Below are 18,080 nucleotides of genomic sequence, written 5' to 3' on the forward strand. Positions count from 1 at the left end.
CTACTTAAGCAGCGGCTTCAGGTACTGCCCGGTGTGGGAGCCGGAACAGTTCGCGACATCCTCCGGCGTGCCCTCTACAACCACGGTGCCACCGCCGGAGCCGCCTTCCGGCCCCATGTCGATGATCCAATCCGCAGACTTGATGACATCCAAATTGTGCTCAATGACAATGACGGTGTTGCCCTTGTCCACCAGGCCCTGCAACACCAACATGAGCTTGCGGATGTCCTCAAAATGCAGCCCCGTGGTCGGCTCATCCAAGATGTAGACCGTCCGGCCATTGGAGCGCTTCTGCAGCTCACTGGCCAACTTCACGCGCTGAGCCTCACCACCCGAGAGCGTGGTTGCCGCCTGCCCGAGACGGACATAGCCCAGGCCGACGTCGACAAGCGTATTGAGATAACGCGCAATCGACTGAATCGGCTCGAAGAACTCCGCTGCCTCGGAGATGGGCATGTCCAGAACCTCAGCGATGGTCTTGCCCTTGTAACGAACCTCCAGCGTTTCGCGGTTGTAGCGCGCGCCGTGGCAAACCTCGCAAGGCACATAGACGTCCGGCAGGAAGTTCATCTCAATCTTGATGGTGCCGTCGCCCTTACACGCCTCACAGCGGCCGCCCTTGACGTTGAAGCTGAATCGACCGGGCTTATAGCCACGAACCTTGGCCTCTTGCGTCTCGGCGAAGAGGTTGCGGATCTTGTCGAACACACCGGTGTACGTCGCTGGGTTGGAACGCGGGGTGCGACCAATCGGCGACTGATCAACTTGCACCAGCTTGTCCAGCTGATCCAACCCCTCCACGCGGCTGTGTCGACCCGGCACCTGACGAGCACCGTTGAGCTCGTTGCTCATCACCTTGGCCAGGATTTCGTTGACCAAGGTGGACTTGCCGGACCCGGAAACACCCGTAACGCAGGTCAACACGCCGAGGGGGAACTTCACGTCAATCTTCTTCAGGTTGTTTTCGCGAGCGCCCTTGACCGTCACCATGCGCGACTTATCAATCGCACGACGGTTCTCCGGCACCGCCAATACCCGACGACCCGAGAGATACGCACCTGTCAGTGATTCCTCGCAGTCAACGATGCCAGACGGTTCACCCTGGTAGACGATTTGTCCACCGTATTCACCGGCCTTTGGCCCAATGTCGACCAGCCAATCGGCCTCGCGAATCGTGTCCTCATCATGCTCGACCACAATCAGGGTATTGCCCAGGTCGCGCAGGTTTTTCAGAGTCTTGATTAGACGGTTGTTATCACGCTGGTGAAGACCAATCGAGGGCTCATCCAAGACGTAGAGCACGCCAGCGAGCCCCGAACCAATCTGTGTGGCCAGACGAATTCGCTGCGCTTCACCACCGGACAGCGTGCCTGCCGAACGAGACAGGGACAGATAATCCAGGCCAACGTCAAGCAGGAATTTCAGACGAGCCTGCACCTCACGCAGAACACGCCCGGCAATCATTTCCTCGCGCTTGCCCAGAGTCAGCGAATTCAGGAATGCCGAGCCATCGTGAACCGATAGCTCTGTCAGCTCGGCAATATTCTTCTGCCCGAACTCCGCCGAATCCAACGTCACCGAAAGAATCTCCGGACGCAAACGAGTACCGCTACATGCCGGGCACGGCACCTCACGCATGTACCCCTGGAAACGCTCCTTCTGAGAGTCGCTCTCCGCCTGTGACAGCTTGCGGTGCAGGTACGGCATCACGCCTTCGAAAGGTGCGGTGTACTGGCGAGTACGGCCGTAGCGATTGCGGTAACGCACCGTGACCTTGTGGCTGGAACCATGCAGCAGGGCCTTGCGCTGCGGCGCTGTGAGGTCTTCGAAAGGCGTGGTCGGGTCGAAGCTCATCTCGGTGGCGAGGCCTTCAACCAGCTTTTCAAAGTACTTCTTGTTCAGCGTCTGCCGCCACGGCGCAATCGCCTCAATCGTCGGCAGCGACGGATCTGGAATCACCAGGTCCGTGTCCACCTCCAGCTTGGTACCGATACCGTCACACTCCGGGCACGCACCATACGGCGAGTTAAAGGAAAACGACCGTGGCTCCAACTCATCGATAGCAATACGGTGCCCATTCGGGCAGGCCATCTTCTCCGAGAACCGCTGGGTTCGACGCGGGTCGTCCGCCTCTAGCCCGACGGCGTCGATGACCACGACGCCGTCGGCAAGCAGAAGCGCCGTTTCGACGGAATCGGTGAGCCTGCGCTGCTGCGACTCCTTCACCTGGAGACGGTCAATGACCACGTCAATGTCATGCTTGACCTGCTTCTTCAGCTTCGGCGGATCCGTTAGACGGTGCATTTCACCATCGACGATGACACGCGCGTAGCCCTCGGATGCGAGGCGTTCAAACAGGTCGACGAATTCACCCTTGCGCGTGCGCACGACGGGTGCGAGGACCTGGAATTTGGTGCCCTCCGGCATCTCCATGACCTGATCGACGATCTGCTGTGGAGTCTGTGAGGAGATCACTTCCCCACAGGTCGGACAGTGCGGAGTACCGGTGCGCGCGTAGAGCAGACGCAGGTAGTCATACACTTCAGTGATGGTTCCGACGGTCGAGCGAGGGTTGCGGTTCGTCGACTTCTGGTCGATTGACACCGCCGGCGAGAGCCCCTCAATCATCTCTACATCGGGCTTTTCCATCTGCCCCAGGAACATGCGCGCATAGGAGCTCAGCGACTCCACGTAACGGCGCTGGCCCTCGGCGAAAATTGTGTCAAATGCCAGTGACGATTTACCCGACCCGGACAGACCGGTGAAAACCACCATCTTGTCTCTGGGCAAATCGATGTCAACACCCTGCAGGTTATGCTCGCGGGCGCCTCTGACCACTAGACGTTCAGCCACAGTGGGAAACCTCAATTCGTCGACGATTCACTGCCGACTAGTCTACAGTCCACAACCAATTTTTCGCACATGTGTTCAGAGATTCGCGGTTACGTTGCGTTCCTAGCGCGCCGACAGACACCTCATTACCCTGGGGCGCATGAACGACGACATTACAATCAGCCCCTACTCCAACTCGCCGAGCACGCGCGGCGTTGAGCGCATTGACTACGGCAATGTCACGATTTATAAGACCTCCGTCGGACCGATGGACAACAACGTCTACCTTTTGGTCGACTCCCGCGAGCCCGACAATTCCCTACTTATCGACGCCGCCACCGACGCCGACCACCTAATCCGCCTGGTTGAGCACGTCGGCGCGCAGGTCCGCACGATTGTCACCACGCACTCCCACGGCGATCACGTTCAGGCGCTCGGCGAGCTCCTGCAGTCATTCCCGGCCCGCCACATCACGTCCAGCCTCGACGCTGCCGACATTCCCAAGCCCGCCGACCAGCAGCTCGACGGCGGCGAGACCATCACGTTCGGCGAGGACATCACGCTGCCCACGTTCATCCTGCGCGGACACACCAAAGGCGGTCTCTGCCTCGACCTGTCCGCCAAAGAAGCCGGCGCGCTTTCCGACGACACCCCGTCACACCACCTCTTCGTCGGTGACAGCATCTTCCCAGGCGGTGTCGGCAAAACGTACTCGCCCGAGGATTTCACGCAGCTTATCGACGATGTCGAGAGCCGCGTCTTCCACGTCTACCCCGCCGACTCGGTGATTCACCCCGGCCACGGCAAGGACACCACTGTTGGTGTCGAGAGCCCCGAGGTGGAGAACTGGCGCCAGCGCGGTTGGTAGCGCTGGATGAGCGTCGTTGGCAGTGCTGGATGAGCGTCGTTGGCAGTGCTGGATGGTGCCGCAGCTTCTGAAAAACTTGTCATTCCCGCGACATAAATAGGCAGGGCTGCGTAGGATTAATAGTGAATTACAGCGACCAGATGGCCAAAAACACGGTTTCACCTGGACGACAAAGGAGATGGAATTTAGATGATTCGCAAGTTTGCCCGACCAATGCTGGCCTCGGTTTTCGTTGCCGACGGTGTCGACACGCTGATGAACCAGAAGGATCATGAAGAGGGCGCACGCGACCTGATTGCCCGCGTCCGCTCCGTAACCCCGAACCAGTACAACAAGTACGTGCCAAATAGCGAGAAGCTGGTTGTCCAGGTCGTCGCTGGCACCAAGGTTGCTGCGGGTTCCCTCTACGCTCTGGGTAAGGCCCCACGCCTGTCCGCCACCGCTCTGGTCGCTGCACAAGTTCCGACGATGCTCGCTCGCCACGCATTCTGGGAAACCCAGGATTCGAAGGAGAAGGCGGCTCGCCGCACTGGTTTCCTGACCGACATCGGTTTGCTGGGCGGCCTCTTCCTGGCTACTGCTGACACCGACGGCAAGCCGGGTGTCGCTTGGCGCGCTGAGAAGGCAGGCAAGCAGCTGAACAAGAAGGTTCAGGCTGCCCTGCCGACCAAGTCTGAAACCGAGCAGCGCACTGAGGAAATCAGCGCAGCCTTCGCTTCCGCCGGCGAGAACGTCCGCGAAAAGGCCGGCCTGCTCCGCGACCGCGCTTCTGAGGCCACCGATGGCGCTCGTGAATACGTCGAGGACAACAAGGACGGCTGGCGCGAGCAGCTCACCGACGCCTTCGACACCGCTAAGAGCTACGTCGAGGACAACAAGGACGACTGGATTGCCAAGGCTACCGAGCTCGCTGAGGACGCGCGCGACTACGCCGAGGACCTGGGCAAGGATCTCAAGAAGGACACTCGCAAGCAGCGCAAGGAACTGCGCAAGCGCGCAGCCAAGGCTTCCAAGGAGGCCAAGAAGTCCGCAAAGAAGGCGCAGAAGCGCCTGCAGTAAGTTTGCTGCCGCAGTTAAAGCGGTATACTTAAACGCTCCCCACGCCACTACGCGTGCGGGAGCGTTTTCATATTTTTATATTCATTCAGCACATCAGTTAGCACTAATTTTGCGATTCGTTGAGGAGACCAGGTTGGCGTCGCGCGCATCCGAGCCCGGGCAGGACCAGACAGGCCGCATTGGCCGCACTGGCCAGGCAGGTCTGCCGGACCAGGCAAGTTCAGCACCACAGCGAGAAGAAGAGAGTACCCTCGCTGCCGAACAGGCCTACGTCGATCGTGCGTTCAGCTTCCTCGACCGGGCACGCGAGCGCGACCAAGAGTACCTGCGCCAGGTCATGCTCATCGACGACCCAGACCCGCAAGCCCGCGTTGAACGCGAGGTGGAATACCACCGACTACAGGCTAATCTGGACCGCTACCGCTCAGCCGAGATTGGCCTGGTCTTTGGTCGAATCGATATCGATGACACAGACCCCGACAATCCTTTGGCAGAGGAAGGGCCGGGGGCGACCGTCGATAAGCGATACATCGGGCGAATCGGCCTGTCCGATGAAAACGACGACTACCGCACGGTCATCATGGATTGGCGTGCCGACGGTGCGCGCCCGTTTTACCTGGCCACGACCGCGCATCCCGAGGGAGTCAGTCTGCGCCGACACCTGCGCACTCACGGCCGGAAGGTCCGCAGCATTGACGACGAATGGCTCTCCGGCGAGGAAGCCGACAGCGCACACGAGACCGAAGTTGAAGCGGGCGTCGGTGGCGAATCGGTCCTGCGGGAGGTCATGAATCAAGCGCGCACCGGCCATATGCGCGGCATTGTGGAGACCATTCAGCGCGAGCAGGACCTCATCATCCGCGACTCCACCCGCGGCACCCTGGTCGTCCAGGGCGGTCCCGGCACAGGCAAGACGGCAGTGGCGCTGCATCGCGTCGCATGGCTTCTCTATACCTACCGCGATCAACTGGCGAAAACCGGTGTCCTCATCATCGGCCCGAACACAACCTTCCTCGACTACATCTCCCGCGTGCTGCCGAGCCTCGGCGAAACGGGCGTGGTGCTGACCACCATCGCCGATCTCTACCCCGGCGTGCGCGGTTCCAACGCGCTTATCGACGGACACAACCCCGAACCCCTGGTTGCGCAGGAAGTTAAGGGCTCGATTGAGATGCTCACTATCCTGCGCGAAGCCGTGCGGGCCTACCAGGAGCTCCCCGCGGAAGCTCTTGAAGTCCGGAACGACAACATCACCCTGACGATCACACCTGACATGGTGAAAGCTGCACGCACGCGTGCGCGGCGGACTCGGAAACCCCACAATCTGGCCCGGCCGATTTTCCGCAATCACGTGGTGGAGCTCCTGGCCGCGCAGATGGCCGAGGTCATCGGCGCCGACCCGCTGGGCGGCGAGAACTTGCTGTCCGTGACCGACGTTGCCGACCTGCGCGACGAAATCGACGAATCCGGAGCAGTCGCCGACATCCTCGACGAGCTGTGGCCCGCACTCACACCCGAGCGGGTGCTGTCGGAACTGCTGAGCTCTCGCGAGGCCATCGACTACGCCGCCAGCGATTACGACGAGCTGACGCGCGAGGCTCTCTACCGGCCGGAAGGCACCGACTGGATGCCTTCCGACGCCCCGCTTCTCGACGAGCTGTCGGAACTCCTCGGCCCAGTTGGTGAATCGGAGGCCGATGAAGAGGATTGGCAGGCCCGCGTCGAGGAGGCGCAGGGCGCGTTGGATACCCTGTCCAGTTCTGCGTCCCAGGATCTTGACGACGGCTTCGAGGCCGAGATTTTGTCAGCGTATGACGTCATCGATGCCGAGGCACTGGCCGAACGCCACCGTGAGCGCGACCTGCGATCCACCGCCGAGCGGGCGGCGGCGGATCGCCTGTGGGCCTACGGCCATGTCATCGTCGACGAGGCTCAGGAACTCTCCGCGATGGCCTGGCGAATGCTGCGCCGCCGCAGCCCCAACGGCTGGATGACCCTCGTCGGCGACGTGGCCCAGACGGGCTCCCCCGCAGGTGCCGCGACCTGGCACGATGTGCTGGAACCCATCATCGGCTCGAGGTGGCATCTCCACGAGCTGACCGTCAACTACCGCACCCCAGCTGAGGTGATGGAGGTCGCCGCCAGCGTCCTGGCTGAGATTGATCCGGAGCTGGAGGCGCCGCAGTCGATCCGCGCCACCGGCCGCAAGCCTGTTCAGGCCCACACTGTGACGGAAGCTCTGACGCATGTGGAGCAGGTTGCGCAGCCGGACCGCCTGGTCGCTGTGATCGCGCCCGCCGAGTTGCTCGAAGCCACGCGCGCGGAGGTGCGGGAGTTTCTCGGTGGTGGGGCTGGTGATGCTGGTGGCGCTGGCGGAGCTGGCGACGCTAGAACTTCGACTGATATCGCCGGTGCAGTCGGCGCGACTAGCGCAGATGCCACCCCCACTACTCGCGCCAGCAAGCTCACCAACTGCGCGGTCTACGACATCACGACCTCAAAGGGCCTGGAATTCGACGAGGTCATCGTCGTTGCGCCCGACCAAATCGTGGCGCAATCGCCGCAGGGGCTACAGGACCTGTATGTTGCACTGACTCGTGCGACCCAGGGACTCGTGATCGTCGATAAGCAGCGCCCCGAGCATCTGCCCGAGCTGGATTGGGCTTAGGCCATCAAGTTGCGGTTAACTCCAGTTATGGAGGATGACCACCGGTCGAAGTAGAACTTAATCGCCCTGTATATTTCAGTAATCAGGAGTGGTGTCCGGCACCAGACCATTCGATTACAGCTAATAGAAACACCGCAAGAATCTCCAGGTGTTCTTGTATCGTGGGCGTGCGCCACAAATGCAGAAACATCTGCGACTGGCATATTCACGTCGTTTACCAGCAGCCCGCTACCTCCATCGGTGCACCACCCGATGCCGTAGCTAGCCAGCATGGTTGCCACATCGACTATCGCCATCAAAAAAAGAACTGGCAACCAACATCGAAGCACGAAAGCCCCAACGCAATACTATCGCTTACCAGGACGATAACTTACTGAAAGATTTCCCCGTCTCTACGATCTTGGATTTGCGTCAAGACCGCAGCACGAGAGTCCTGCTATCTATCGGTGAAGAATCTAGCTTTCCCAGTAATCAATTGGCTTCCTATGGAGGAACTGCCCCGTTTGAGCACTCAGACCTGGATATTTGCTGACCTAGTTGCGCGCTAGTATTGCTCTCGTCGTAGCGGAAAAGAATGACATCCAGTGTCAGCAATAATTCGAACACGAATCTGCTCCTGAGCATTCTCGGGAGCTTTTTGAAGTTCGAGCGGGCAATCAATCATCCGCGAACCCTGAATAGAAAGAACCGCTGCCGTGATAACAAGGAATTCACAAAGGAATAAAGCTAGCGCTCACCGCGCCGCTGATTACTGGAGCTTACGGGGTGGACACAACTGCAATGCCTGTGAGTGGATTACGTAACACCTCAGAGTTTATCGCTCAAAACGCGTCGCGCCTTAAGAACTGATTCCTCCTAATTTGTTTTGGCTGAAACACTACTAAGGCAATTAGTTGGCTGAAGCGCTTGATAGTATTAACCTTATGACACCTAAACCCCATGCTGCGTTGGCTGCTTCTCTCCTTGCGCTAGCCTTTTTGGCAGGCTGTTCTCCTTTAGATAAATTCGAGTACGACTCAACTGACCCGAATCTTCCAACCCAGCCTGAGGACTGGAATGAGAGCCAGCAATCGTATTCTCCGGAAGTAACTGGACTTTCGTGCAGGACAAATATCATCACCGGTGTTCAGCACGATTTCAGCAACAACACCATTGTCTCGACCGAGGAGTTCGATATGGCTCTCATCGGCGCTGAACTCCTAGATTCTGGCCAGGATGGCGATGAGTTCGAATTCCATATGGCCCCCAATGATTCGCATGGTGTGGATTCCTTCGATCCTCATGCTGTGATGACCGTCGAGACTCAAAACGGAGTTGTATTGGACTATGAGCATGAGGATTCGGGCGACGACGAACAGGACGTAAAAGTTACGCTCTCTAAAGGTGGAACGAAGGAAGACGTAACCGACTCGATTCCTTATCGAATTGGTGGCTCTCGCGGGCTATTGTCGTTGCCCCTTCCGAAGGGGATTATCACCGAGAGTGATTCCCTGAAATCAGTCGAGCTGACTATCAACGACCAGCTCCTGGCTCGCTGTGAGCCAGCCGAGGGAAAAACGGTTTACCCGGTCGCGAGAGAGGAGAAGGAAGCAAGTCCAGCTGCTCCTACCTCAACGGGGAATCCAAAGCATGACAAGTATCTGAAGACCATGACTAATGCTGGTATCGAAGTACGCAGCGGAAGCACAGGCACGTACGACGTTGATGTCAAGATGTGCGAGGCAATGCGCAGCGGAGAGAAAACGGCTTGGGATTTAGCCGACCTTGAAAGGCTTTCGACTCCAGATGATGAAAACGCTCGACGTGTTCAGCTGATGGTTCCAATTCTTTGCCCGGATCAGCAACACCTCGTCGATGAAGCTTTGTCGGGTGACGCAAAACAAACAGATTTAATTGACGGAAACTACATCGTTAAGCAGCAGCCTGAAAAGGGAATCCGTGTCGTTCAGCCGGGTCTATGGGAAACAAAGGGAGCGACTGTTTCTGATTGTTACTACGAGCGTAATGATGGAGCCGGCAACATCATCGACAACAATTTCGTCAACTTTGGTCAAACGATTACCGTTGAGATACTACCGTCCGACGGGGCTTTCATTAGTAAGTCGTGTGGCGGCTGGCAGCGAGTGAGTTAGCCTGGCGCGGGGCATGCTGAGACGTCGTAGTTGGCGCGGCACCGACCAAATATGTGGCGTGTTCCTGCGTACAGGAATCGCCTCACGTGCGAGGCGACAGGTCAGCTCCGCGCATGGATAGTAATCGACAGGTTTTCACGACAAACATCGGTGCCGCGTGTTTCCATTTCGCGCTCATCTTCTTGCCCAAGTGAGTCTCAACGTAATCCACTAGGGTTCCGACCTTCGCCCACTCTGCTTTCCCCCTATGAAGCATCTGCCAGAGCTGGATCGGGCCTAGCCCGCGCAACAAAAGAAAAACCGGCACCTCAACCCAAAGGTGCCGGTTTAACGCGAAAGCTGATTCAGCTTCTTAGCTCACGGTTTTGTTAGCTCGCCGTTTAATTAGCTCACAGTGTGAACGATCATGACGTCACAGTCCGACTGACGAGCAACATCAGCCGGCACGGAGCCCAGCAGACGACCAGTCAGCGAGTTAATGCCGCGGTTACCGACCACCAGCAGGTCAGCGCGACGGTCAGTGACCAGAGACATCAGAGCCTCAACCGGGGAGCCGGAACGAACCTCAGTCTCAACCTTGGTAGCGCCGACGGCCTCTGCGGCCTCCTTAGCAGCAGCCAGGTTCTTCTGAGCCGGATCATCACCGAGGACCTGAACCGAATCCTGGCGCAGGGTTTTGGACGCATCCTCTGCAGTCTCGTAGTAAGCGCAGCCGATAACCAGGGTGGCATCGAAAGCAGCGGCAATCGAGGCAGCGCGCTCTACTGCGAGCAGCGACGACTTAGAACCATCCGTGCCGACAACAATGGTCTTGTAATCACTCATGAAAACTATCCCTCACTGTGGAAGTTGCATTAAAACAGTTCATCGTGCGTAACGCCGTCGTTGCCCTGAACCCACTGGCCAGAGCCACTTTCGCGAATACACTGTTTTACTTCCCACAACAGTAGCAAAAAACTACTCGACACCGGCCTCAATCATCCCCTTAAGTTCCTTCTTGAGGTCGAAAATCTCATCGCGCAAGCGCCCCGCGAGCTCGAACTTCAACTCTCGCGCAGCCGCGGCCATCTGCTCCGACAGGTCCGCGATAAGCGCCTCGAGCTCAGCCCTCGGCATCTGCTTACCGCTGGCACCATCGGCCGCGCCCGAGCCGTCGGCACGCGAGAGCAGTGCATCAGCGGCCGCACCGGTCTTGCCTTCGTAATCGGTGTCAGCGTTGTCGTAGACCTGATCCAGAATGTCCGCGATCTTCTTGCGCAGCGGCTGCGGATCGATGCCATGCTCAGTGTTGTAAGCAATCTGCTTTTCGCGGCGGCGCTCCGTCTCGTCGATGGCGAACCGCATGGAATCGGTGATCTTGTCGGCGTACATGTGCACCTCGCCGGAGACGTTTCGCGCGGCACGACCAATCGTCTGAATCAACGAGCGCTCCGAACGCAGGAACCCCTCCTTGTCGGCGTCGAGGATTGCCACCAGCGAAACCTCGGGCAAGTCCAGCCCCTCGCGCAGCAGGTTAATACCGACCAGCACGTCGTACTCGCCGAGACGCAACTGCCGCAGCAACTCAACGCGCTTGAGCGTATCAACATCCGAGTGCATGTACCGCACCTGCACACCATTTTCGAGCAGGTAGTCGGTCAGATCCTCCGCCATCTTCTTCGTCAGGGTGGTCACAAGAACGCGCTCGTCACGCTCGGTGCGCTTTCGGATCTCGCCGATCAAATCATCGATCTGCCCCTCAGTAGGCTTAACGACGATCTTGGGGTCCACCAGCCCAGTCGGACGAATAACCTGCTCCACATACTCGCCACCGGTCTTTTCGAGCTCATAGTCACCCGGCGTTGCGGACATAAACACGACCTGGCCCACTCGGGCATCGAATTCGTCGAACGTCAGCGGGCGGTTATCCAACGCCGATGGGAGGCGGAAACCGAAGTCGACGAGGTTGCGCTTACGGGAGGCATCGCCCTCGAACATGCCGCCAATCTGCGGCACGGTGACGTGCGACTCATCGATGATGGTGAGGAAGTCCTCCGGGAAATAGTCGATGAGCGTCGCGGGGGCCGAGCCCGGCGCGCGACCATCGATGTGGCGCGAGTAGTTCTCAATGCCGGAGCAGAAGCCGACCTGTTCAATCATTTCGAGGTCGTACTCCGTGCGCATGCGCAGACGCTGTGCTTCCAGCAACTTGCCCCGGTTTTCCAGATCCGCCAGGCGTTCGGCGAGTTCGGCCTTGATGTCCGCGACGGCCCGTTCCATCCGCTCCGGGCCTGCGACGTAGTGCGTAGCTGGGAAGATGCGCAGCTCAGGGACTTGGTCGATGACGTCGCCTGTGACTGGATTGAGGTAGTACAGCGAATCAATCTCGTCGCCGAAGAACTCCACCCGCACGGCCTTTTCTTCGTAGGCCGGGATGATATCGACCACGTCACCTTTTACTCGGAAGGTGCCGCGGGTAAAGGCAATGTCATTGCGGGCGTACTGAATGTCCACCAAAAGGCGCAGGAACTGGTCGCGGTCGACTTCCTCGCCCTCCTTCAGCCACACCGAACGGTCGAGGTATGACTGCGGGGTACCCAGGCCATAGATGCAAGAAACAGAGCTGACGACGACTACGTCGCGACGCGACAGCAGCGCTGAAGTAGCCGAGTGGCGCAGGCGCTCCACGTCCTCGTTGATGGAGGAATCCTTTTCAATATAGGTATCGGTCTGCGCGATGTAGGCCTCGGGTTGGTAGTAGTCGTAGTACGAAACGAAGTACTCGACCGCGTTGTTTGGCAGCAGGCTGCGGAGCTCATTGGCCAGCTGGGCCGCAAGCGTCTTGTTCGGTGCCATGACGAGGGTTGGCCGCTGCACCTTTTCGATCAACCACGCTGCGGTGGCTGACTTACCGGTGCCCGTGGCACCCATCAGGACTACCTCGCGCTCGCCTCTATCTAGGCGCTCCGACAGTTCCGCGATTGCCTGCGGCTGGTCGCCCGAGGGCTCGAACTCGCTGATGACCTCGAAGGTTCCCTCAGCGCGCTCGACTTCACCGACGGGACGGAACTCCGAGTGTGCGAGGACGGGTTGCTCTGCTGCAAATGCCATAGTTCCCAGCGTAGCGAAGGCTGTCTTGAAAGCGGCTGGTTACGTTACTTCCTGGGGCTTTGGGCTGTCCAGGGCTAGGGTCCAGAGCCTAGGAGCGGCTGTCGAGTTCCGGACCAACATTAAAATCGGTACAGATTTGGACAAGGCTGGCATAAAGTCGGTGCCAGGCCAGCAAAGGCGGGTTCCGCTTCACCAGCTGGCCCTTAGTGCGCATGGACTGACTCCTGGTGAAGCGCAAGCCGTCTTATCGATGGTCCGCGGCTGCGGCTGCGAGGCTGCGAGGCTGCAAGGCTGCGGGAGGCCTGAGTTATCCACATCCTGAAAGTTGTCCACAGATTGGACGCGGAGCCTCTCTCACAGAAAATCCCCTGGGCCGCAAAAGCTTAGAGTCCCGACCATGGGAAGCTTCACCACGGCCGAGTTACGTGCACTCGGCATCGGAGAGAAAAAGACCAGAGCCCTCCTACAACAAGGCAGGCTAACTAAATTGGTACGGGGCCTCTACATTGACGACCACTCTCCCGCCTCAGTCGCCCGAGCAATCACGGGGCATTACAAAAGCATTGCGCTAAGCGGTAAAAGCGCAGCTCAAATCCACTTGAGACTTCCCCTGACACTTCCTATCCAGGCAGAGGGCGCGGGATCAGTTCAGGCCGAGACCTTCTCCATTAGGCACAGCCGCCTGCCGGCCTGCACCAGAATCGATGGCATACCAGTTGTCGAAGCACTCTGGGCAGCACGAGCTTCAAAAGACTTCGCACGCAGAATCCTGGAAACACACTACGCCGGCCGGGGCGGCGAGAAGCGACTCAACCACGACCTCAGCCGGATGCGGAAAGTTCCCGCCTGGCTGCGTGAAACCATCGCCACCACGCCGATTGGCTCATGCAGCGAACTCGAACGCAAGCTGGCCCGCCCACTAATCAAGCGTGGGTACCGCATACGAATGAACCAACTCATCGGCCCCTACTGCTTCGACATCCTGCTTGACCAGTGGAAAATAGCCATCGAAGTTGACTCAGAGAAGTACCACGCCAACGAGGACTCGTTCATCACAGATCGCTGGAAGACCAACTCCGGCACGCTGCACGGCTGGATAGTCCTGCGGTTCACGGACTCATGCATCAATTGGAATCTCGACAGCGTCCTCGACGAGATCGAGCAGGCAATCCGATGGGTACAAAAGCGCCGTCCCCGCGTGGACTATAAACCAGGATGGCCTGCCTGCCAGAAAGTTTGGGAGTGGAATCCAACGGTTGGCTACGCCAATAAGCAGCGATAAACAGCCGATATCGCGAGATAAACAGCCATCCACTTGCCCAATTGTTATTTATTTTGTAATGAAAACTGCCCGCACAGCAACTAGCCTGGCGCCTATGAACACTTCGCGCCGCACACCAGTCCACACGCCCGCTACGACTCGCCCAGGTTCCACCACTCGAAAAGCAACCTCACACCGAGCCCTTGTGGCCGGCATCCTCGCTACCACCGCATTGGCTTTCACCGCCTGCTCAACACAGGAAACTGAAGCAGCGCCCGAATCTGCTGCTCCGGTTGAAACCACTACCGTTACTCAGACCGAGGATGGCGTGTCTGACAAGAGTTCGGGCAACACGCCAAACCCAACCGGTTCTGCACCGGACCAGGGAGGCGATACATCGACGGCGGAGACTGGTGGCGCGTCGACGTCGTCAAGCGAAAGAGGCGACAACGGCGACGGGAGCCGGCTTCGTCAGGACATGACCGCTGAAATCTACAACAACCCCTCGCCGGGATCTACCTTCATGGCGGCCGGCGAACAGGCAACCACCTGCATCTACGGCGATGGGTACGGCCTCAACCTCATCGCGGCGGGCCCGAATACCAGCTGCGACTTTGCGAAGGCCGTTTTCAACCAGCAGACCGAGGGGCTTAACGCCTCGGAGGACAATATCCGCGACCACCTGCAGCCAAACATCAAGGCCAAGAGTCCCGCGACCGGGAAGACCTACGACCTCAGCTGCAGCACACAAGACGACGTTGTCGTGTGCACCGGCGGCAACAACGCGAAGATTTACATGTACTAGCGCACCAGGTGGCGGTCGGCAGTCGGTGCAACTGCTGGCCGCCAGCCGCGATTCGCCGATGGGGAATCGCAACAAGCCCGCAAAACTCCCGCCTACAGTGAAACCATGACCGTTTCCCGCTTGCGCCCCTTCGGCGAGACCATCTTCGCCACCATGTCCCGCCTCGCTACCGAGCACGAGGCAATCAATCTTGGACAGGGCTTCCCCGACTGGGATGGGCCGGCGGAGGTGCTCGCGGAGGCGCGACATCAGATAGCTGGAGGAAACAACCAGTACGGCCCCGGCCGCGGCATGAAGGTGCTCCGCGAGGCTATCGTCGCCGATCGCGCCCGCCGCACGGGGCAGGTCTACGACGCCGACGCCGAATGCCTCGTCACGGTCGGCGCCACGGAGTCGATTGCCGCCACCGCCTTGGGGCATCTCGAACCCGGCAGCCACGTCATCGTCATCGAGCCGTACTACGACTCGTACAAAGCCGCCATCGCACTGGCTAACTGCACATATACCGCGGTGCCGCTCATCCCCGCAGCTTCCAGTACGGCGCGCTCCTGGTCGCTCGACCGCAGCGCGCTTGCCGATGCCGTCACCGCTAAAACGGCCATGATCATCATCAATTCGCCGCACAACCCCACCGGCACCGTCCTCACGGACGAGGAATTGCAGGCCATCGCCGATGTCGCCATCACAAACGATCTGCTCGTGCTTGCCGACGAAGTCTACGAACGCCTGTACTTCAACGGATTGTCACACTCTTCCATCAGCGCTCTGCCCGGCATGCGCGAGCGGACCATTGTCGTGTCCAGTGCCGCAAAAACATTCAACGTCACCGGCTGGAAGATTGGCTGGGCGCTCACCCCGACCGAACTACTCGATGGCGTCGTCAAGGCCAAGCAGTTCTTGAGCTATGTCGGCGCCACTCCCCTTCAGCCCGCAGTCGCCCGTGGCCTGCAGGAATGTGCCCCATGGGTGGACGAGCTGGCAGGTCAGCTCGAGGGCAACATGCGGCTCCTCGCCGATGGATTGGAGGGCCTGGGCGCTGACGTCTTCACGCCGCAGGCAGGGTATTTTGTCGTCGCTGATGTCTCGAGCTGGGGGCTTGGCGACGCCCTGGAGACCTGCACCCTGCTGGTCAAGGAATGCCGCGTCGCAGCCATCCCCGTCACCGCTTTTGTGGATGACCCGGAGTCAGAAAAGTACCGCTACCTGGTGCGGTTCGCTTTCTGCAAGCGCGCCGAGGTGATTGAGGAGGCTATCGCGCGGCTGCGGGATTATCTTGCTGCCCGGCCTGCAGCTGACGAATCTGATTCAGCGGCTGAATAATCCGCTCCCAAATCCGGTCGACCTGGCGCACGAGGTCCTCCTCGGTGCCTGAGTTTTCCATAACCACGTCGGCGCACTGCAGGCGCTTGTCATCGCTGATTTGCTTAGCGATGCGCTGCTTCGCATCCTCTCGGTCTACACCGCGGCTTTCCACCAGACGGTCGAGACGGACCTCCACCGGGGTATGCACAACTACGACGAGGTCCTGCGCTTCCGACTGCCCCATTTCAATCAGCAGCGGAGAGTCAAAAACAATGATGGCGTCACCTGCCGCGTTGAACTGCTCTTCGGTGCGCTGCTCAATACGCGGGTGGGTAATGGAGTTCAGCAGCTCCGTCTTCTCCGCGGATACGAAGGCTCGCTTCGCAAGCTCGCCGCGGTTGAGGGAGCCGTCGTCAAGCAAAATGCCCTCGCCGAAAGCTTCGGCGAGTTCGGTGAGCGCCGGCTCGCCGGGTTCGACGACATCGCGAGCAATCTGATCAGCATCGATGATGACGGCACCGAGCTCGGCAAACCTACGGGCGACCGTAGATTTCCCACTGCCCATGCCACCGGTTAGTCCTACTTTGAGCATGTCTCTAAGGGTACGTGGACACGCCCCCGCACGTTAGTGCTTTACGACGAGATCCTCGATGCGGTGACCCTCTTCAACGGGATCTGGGTTGACTGGGGCCGGGGCGGTGCCGTTACCGAATGGGCTGCCACCAAGGGCCTCACGGCCGTGCGGCTGGAGCAGGTCAGAGAGCTCCGGCCCCTTCGGGACAATCCCTAAAGGATTGAGGTCGCGATGGACTTCGTAGTAGTGGCGCTTGATATCGACGAGGTCAGTGGTGTCGCCGAAGCCCGGAGTCTGGAAGAGATCACGCAGGTAGTTGTATAGAACCGGCATCTCGGAAATCTTGCTCCGGTTGCACTTGAAGTGGCCGTGGTAGACAGCATCGAAGCGGATGAGGGTTGTGTAAAGGCGAATGTCGGCCTCAGTGATGTGGTCGCCCATGAGGTAACGGCGGGTCTCCAAGCGCTCAGAAACCTTGTCTAGGGCATTGAACAGCCGGTCGTAAGCTTTGTCGTAGGAGTCCTGCGAGCCTGCGAAGCCGCAGCGGTAGACACCGTTATTGATCTCGGTGTAGATGAACTGCATAAGCTCATCCATTTCCGCACGCAGCTCCTCCGGGTAGAGATCCGGGGCGCCGTCACGGTGAAACTCGGTCCACTCGGTAATGAAGTCCAAGGTGATCCGGGGGAAGTCATTGGTCACGACCTCGCCCGACTCGATCTCGACGATGGCCGGAACAGTAATACCGCGCTGGTAGTCCGGGAAACGCTTGAGGAATGCCTCCTGCAGGCGCTCGTAGCCGAGTACTTCGTCGCGACCACCTGGCCCTTTGTCGAATGTCCAGGAGCGGGCATCGTGCACTGGCCCTGGAATTCCGACTGAAATTGCATCTTCCAAGCCGAGCAGCCTGCGAACGATAAGCGTGCGATGCGCCCACGGGCAGGCGCGAGCTGCAACAAGGCGGTAGCGACCGGCTTCAACGGGCCACGTCTTAATCCCCTCGCCTACTTCGCGACCGTCCTTAACAACCCGGTCATTGATATAGCGGGTGTCGCGGTTAAAGTCCTTGCCCTTCTGGGAGTACACCCCACCGGCGGAGTGTGCGGAATCCTCTACGTGATTAGCCTGATTCTTTGTTGTCATGTCACCAATCATATGGGCAGAAAGATAGGCTGTCAACGGCAGTAAAGACCGCCAGAGCCACCAAAATCGACAGGACCACCGGGGCATTAGAGTCATTAGGGCCATTAGGACGGCTTGCGCTTCGCCAGTAGCCGGTTACTGTGCAGCAAACTACTTCTGGTGAAGCGCAAGCCCGCTTTAGGCAACAGCGGCGCCACCTTTATGGCCCAAAACCCCAACACCAGGACCAAAAATGCAGCAAGCTCCCAAGCCGCCGCTATAAGAACAAGGGGTTAAGTAAAGAAAAGTGTGTCCGCATGCCACCATAACCCCAGACCACACACCACAAATCACCAAAGAATAGCTC

Annotated in this window: 12 protein-coding genes; 7 read left to right on the plus strand and 5 right to left on the minus strand. The window is 59.1% G+C overall.

The features are described 5' to 3' along the window. Positions 1-2,853, minus strand: a complete 2,853-nt coding sequence (gene uvrA / locus QP978_RS09750) for an excinuclease ABC subunit UvrA (RefSeq protein ID WP_070437626.1) — start codon at positions 2,851-2,853, stop codon at positions 1-3. Positions 2,854-2,992: 139 nt separating this feature from the next. On the opposite strand from uvrA, the gene QP978_RS09755 reads away from it, so the two are divergent. The 4 genes from QP978_RS09755 (at position 2,993) to QP978_RS09770 (ending at position 9,559) form a co-directional block, all read left to right on the plus strand. Beyond that, the gene (locus tag QP978_RS09755) at positions 2,993-3,700 is read left to right on the plus strand and encodes an MBL fold metallo-hydrolase (RefSeq protein WP_187401595.1); all 708 of its coding nucleotides are present in this window, start codon (positions 2,993-2,995) and stop codon (positions 3,698-3,700) included. Positions 3,701-3,889: 189 nt separating this feature from the next. Next, positions 3,890-4,759, plus strand: coding sequence for a DoxX family protein (locus QP978_RS09760; RefSeq protein ID WP_016422909.1), 870 nt, complete (start codon positions 3,890-3,892; stop codon positions 4,757-4,759). A gap of 133 nt (positions 4,760-4,892) precedes the next feature. After that, on the plus strand, positions 4,893-7,427 hold the full coding sequence (locus QP978_RS09765) for a HelD family protein (RefSeq protein ID WP_284857124.1): 2,535 nt from the start codon (positions 4,893-4,895) through the stop codon (positions 7,425-7,427). A gap of 923 nt (positions 7,428-8,350) precedes the next feature. Then, complete coding sequence (locus tag QP978_RS09770) at positions 8,351-9,559, plus strand: Rv1352/Rv1906c domain-containing protein (RefSeq protein WP_284857125.1); 1,209 nt, start codon at positions 8,351-8,353, stop codon at positions 9,557-9,559. 384 nt (positions 9,560-9,943) lie between these two features. Here the strand turns inward: QP978_RS09770 and QP978_RS09775 are convergent, their stop codons facing one another. Both QP978_RS09775 and uvrB read right to left on the minus strand, forming a co-directional pair. Then, positions 9,944-10,384 (minus strand): universal stress protein, encoded by a 441-nt coding sequence (locus tag QP978_RS09775; RefSeq protein WP_005511992.1) that lies wholly within the window; start codon positions 10,382-10,384, stop codon positions 9,944-9,946. A 132-nt stretch (positions 10,385-10,516) separates the two neighbouring features. Next, a complete protein-coding gene (gene uvrB / locus QP978_RS09780) occupies positions 10,517-12,649 on the minus strand; it encodes an excinuclease ABC subunit UvrB (protein ID WP_070605592.1) in 2,133 nt (710 codons plus the stop codon). Between the two features lie 397 nt (positions 12,650-13,046). Here uvrB and QP978_RS09785 point away from each other — a divergent pair, with 397 nt between their 5' ends. The 3 genes from QP978_RS09785 to QP978_RS09795 all read left to right on the plus strand — a co-directional run bounded on the left by QP978_RS09785 (position 13,047) and on the right by QP978_RS09795 (position 16,035). After that, positions 13,047-13,931, plus strand: a complete 885-nt coding sequence (locus tag QP978_RS09785) for a type IV toxin-antitoxin system AbiEi family antitoxin domain-containing protein (RefSeq protein ID WP_187401589.1) — start codon at positions 13,047-13,049, stop codon at positions 13,929-13,931. A gap of 94 nt (positions 13,932-14,025) precedes the next feature. Beyond that, positions 14,026-14,715 carry a hypothetical protein gene (locus tag QP978_RS09790; protein ID WP_240593373.1) on the plus strand — a complete coding sequence of 230 codons (690 nt, stop codon included), beginning with the start codon at positions 14,026-14,028 and terminating at the stop codon, positions 14,713-14,715. A gap of 105 nt (positions 14,716-14,820) precedes the next feature. Further along, on the plus strand, positions 14,821-16,035 hold the full coding sequence (locus QP978_RS09795; protein ID WP_284857126.1) for an aminotransferase class I/II-fold pyridoxal phosphate-dependent enzyme: 1,215 nt from the start codon (positions 14,821-14,823) through the stop codon (positions 16,033-16,035). On the opposite strand, the gene coaE is transcribed toward QP978_RS09795, so the two are convergent. Continuing rightward, positions 15,965-16,609, minus strand: a complete 645-nt coding sequence (coaE, locus tag QP978_RS09800) for a dephospho-CoA kinase (RefSeq protein WP_284857127.1) — start codon at positions 16,607-16,609, stop codon at positions 15,965-15,967. The genes QP978_RS09795 and coaE overlap by 71 nt on opposite strands. A 33-nt stretch (positions 16,610-16,642) precedes the next feature. Next, on the minus strand, positions 16,643-17,734 hold the full coding sequence (locus QP978_RS09805; RefSeq protein ID WP_502870682.1) for a glutathione S-transferase family protein: 1,092 nt from the start codon (positions 17,732-17,734) through the stop codon (positions 16,643-16,645). Between the last annotated feature and the right edge of the window lie 346 nt (positions 17,735-18,080).

The sequence above is a fragment of the Corynebacterium sp. MSK035 genome (assembly GCF_030232615.1).
Lineage (GTDB): Bacteria > Actinomycetota > Actinomycetes > Mycobacteriales > Mycobacteriaceae > Corynebacterium > Corynebacterium jeikeium_D.

Bases quoted from the DNA above. Each gene is read 5' to 3' on its own strand.
- coaE (WP_284857127.1), bottom strand. From the start codon at position 16,609: ATGCTCAAAGTAGGACTAACCGGTGGCATGGGCAGTGGGAAATCTACG.
- uvrB (WP_070605592.1), bottom strand. From the start codon at position 12,649: ATGGCATTTGCAGCAGAGCAACCCGTCCTCGCACACTCGGAGTTCCGT.
- QP978_RS09760 (WP_016422909.1), top strand. From the start codon at position 3,890: ATGATTCGCAAGTTTGCCCGACCAATGCTGGCCTCGGTTTTCGTTGCC.
- QP978_RS09775 (WP_005511992.1), bottom strand. From the start codon at position 10,384: ATGAGTGATTACAAGACCATTGTTGTCGGCACGGATGGTTCTAAGTCG.
- QP978_RS09770 (WP_284857125.1), top strand. From the start codon at position 8,351: ATGACACCTAAACCCCATGCTGCGTTGGCTGCTTCTCTCCTTGCGCTA.
- QP978_RS09785 (WP_187401589.1), top strand. From the start codon at position 13,047: ATGGGAAGCTTCACCACGGCCGAGTTACGTGCACTCGGCATCGGAGAG.
- QP978_RS09805 (WP_502870682.1), bottom strand. From the start codon at position 17,734: ATGACAACAAAGAATCAGGCTAATCACGTAGAGGATTCCGCACACTCC.
- QP978_RS09795 (WP_284857126.1), top strand. From the start codon at position 14,821: ATGACCGTTTCCCGCTTGCGCCCCTTCGGCGAGACCATCTTCGCCACC.
- QP978_RS09790 (WP_240593373.1), top strand. From the start codon at position 14,026: ATGAACACTTCGCGCCGCACACCAGTCCACACGCCCGCTACGACTCGC.
- QP978_RS09755 (WP_187401595.1), top strand. From the start codon at position 2,993: ATGAACGACGACATTACAATCAGCCCCTACTCCAACTCGCCGAGCACG.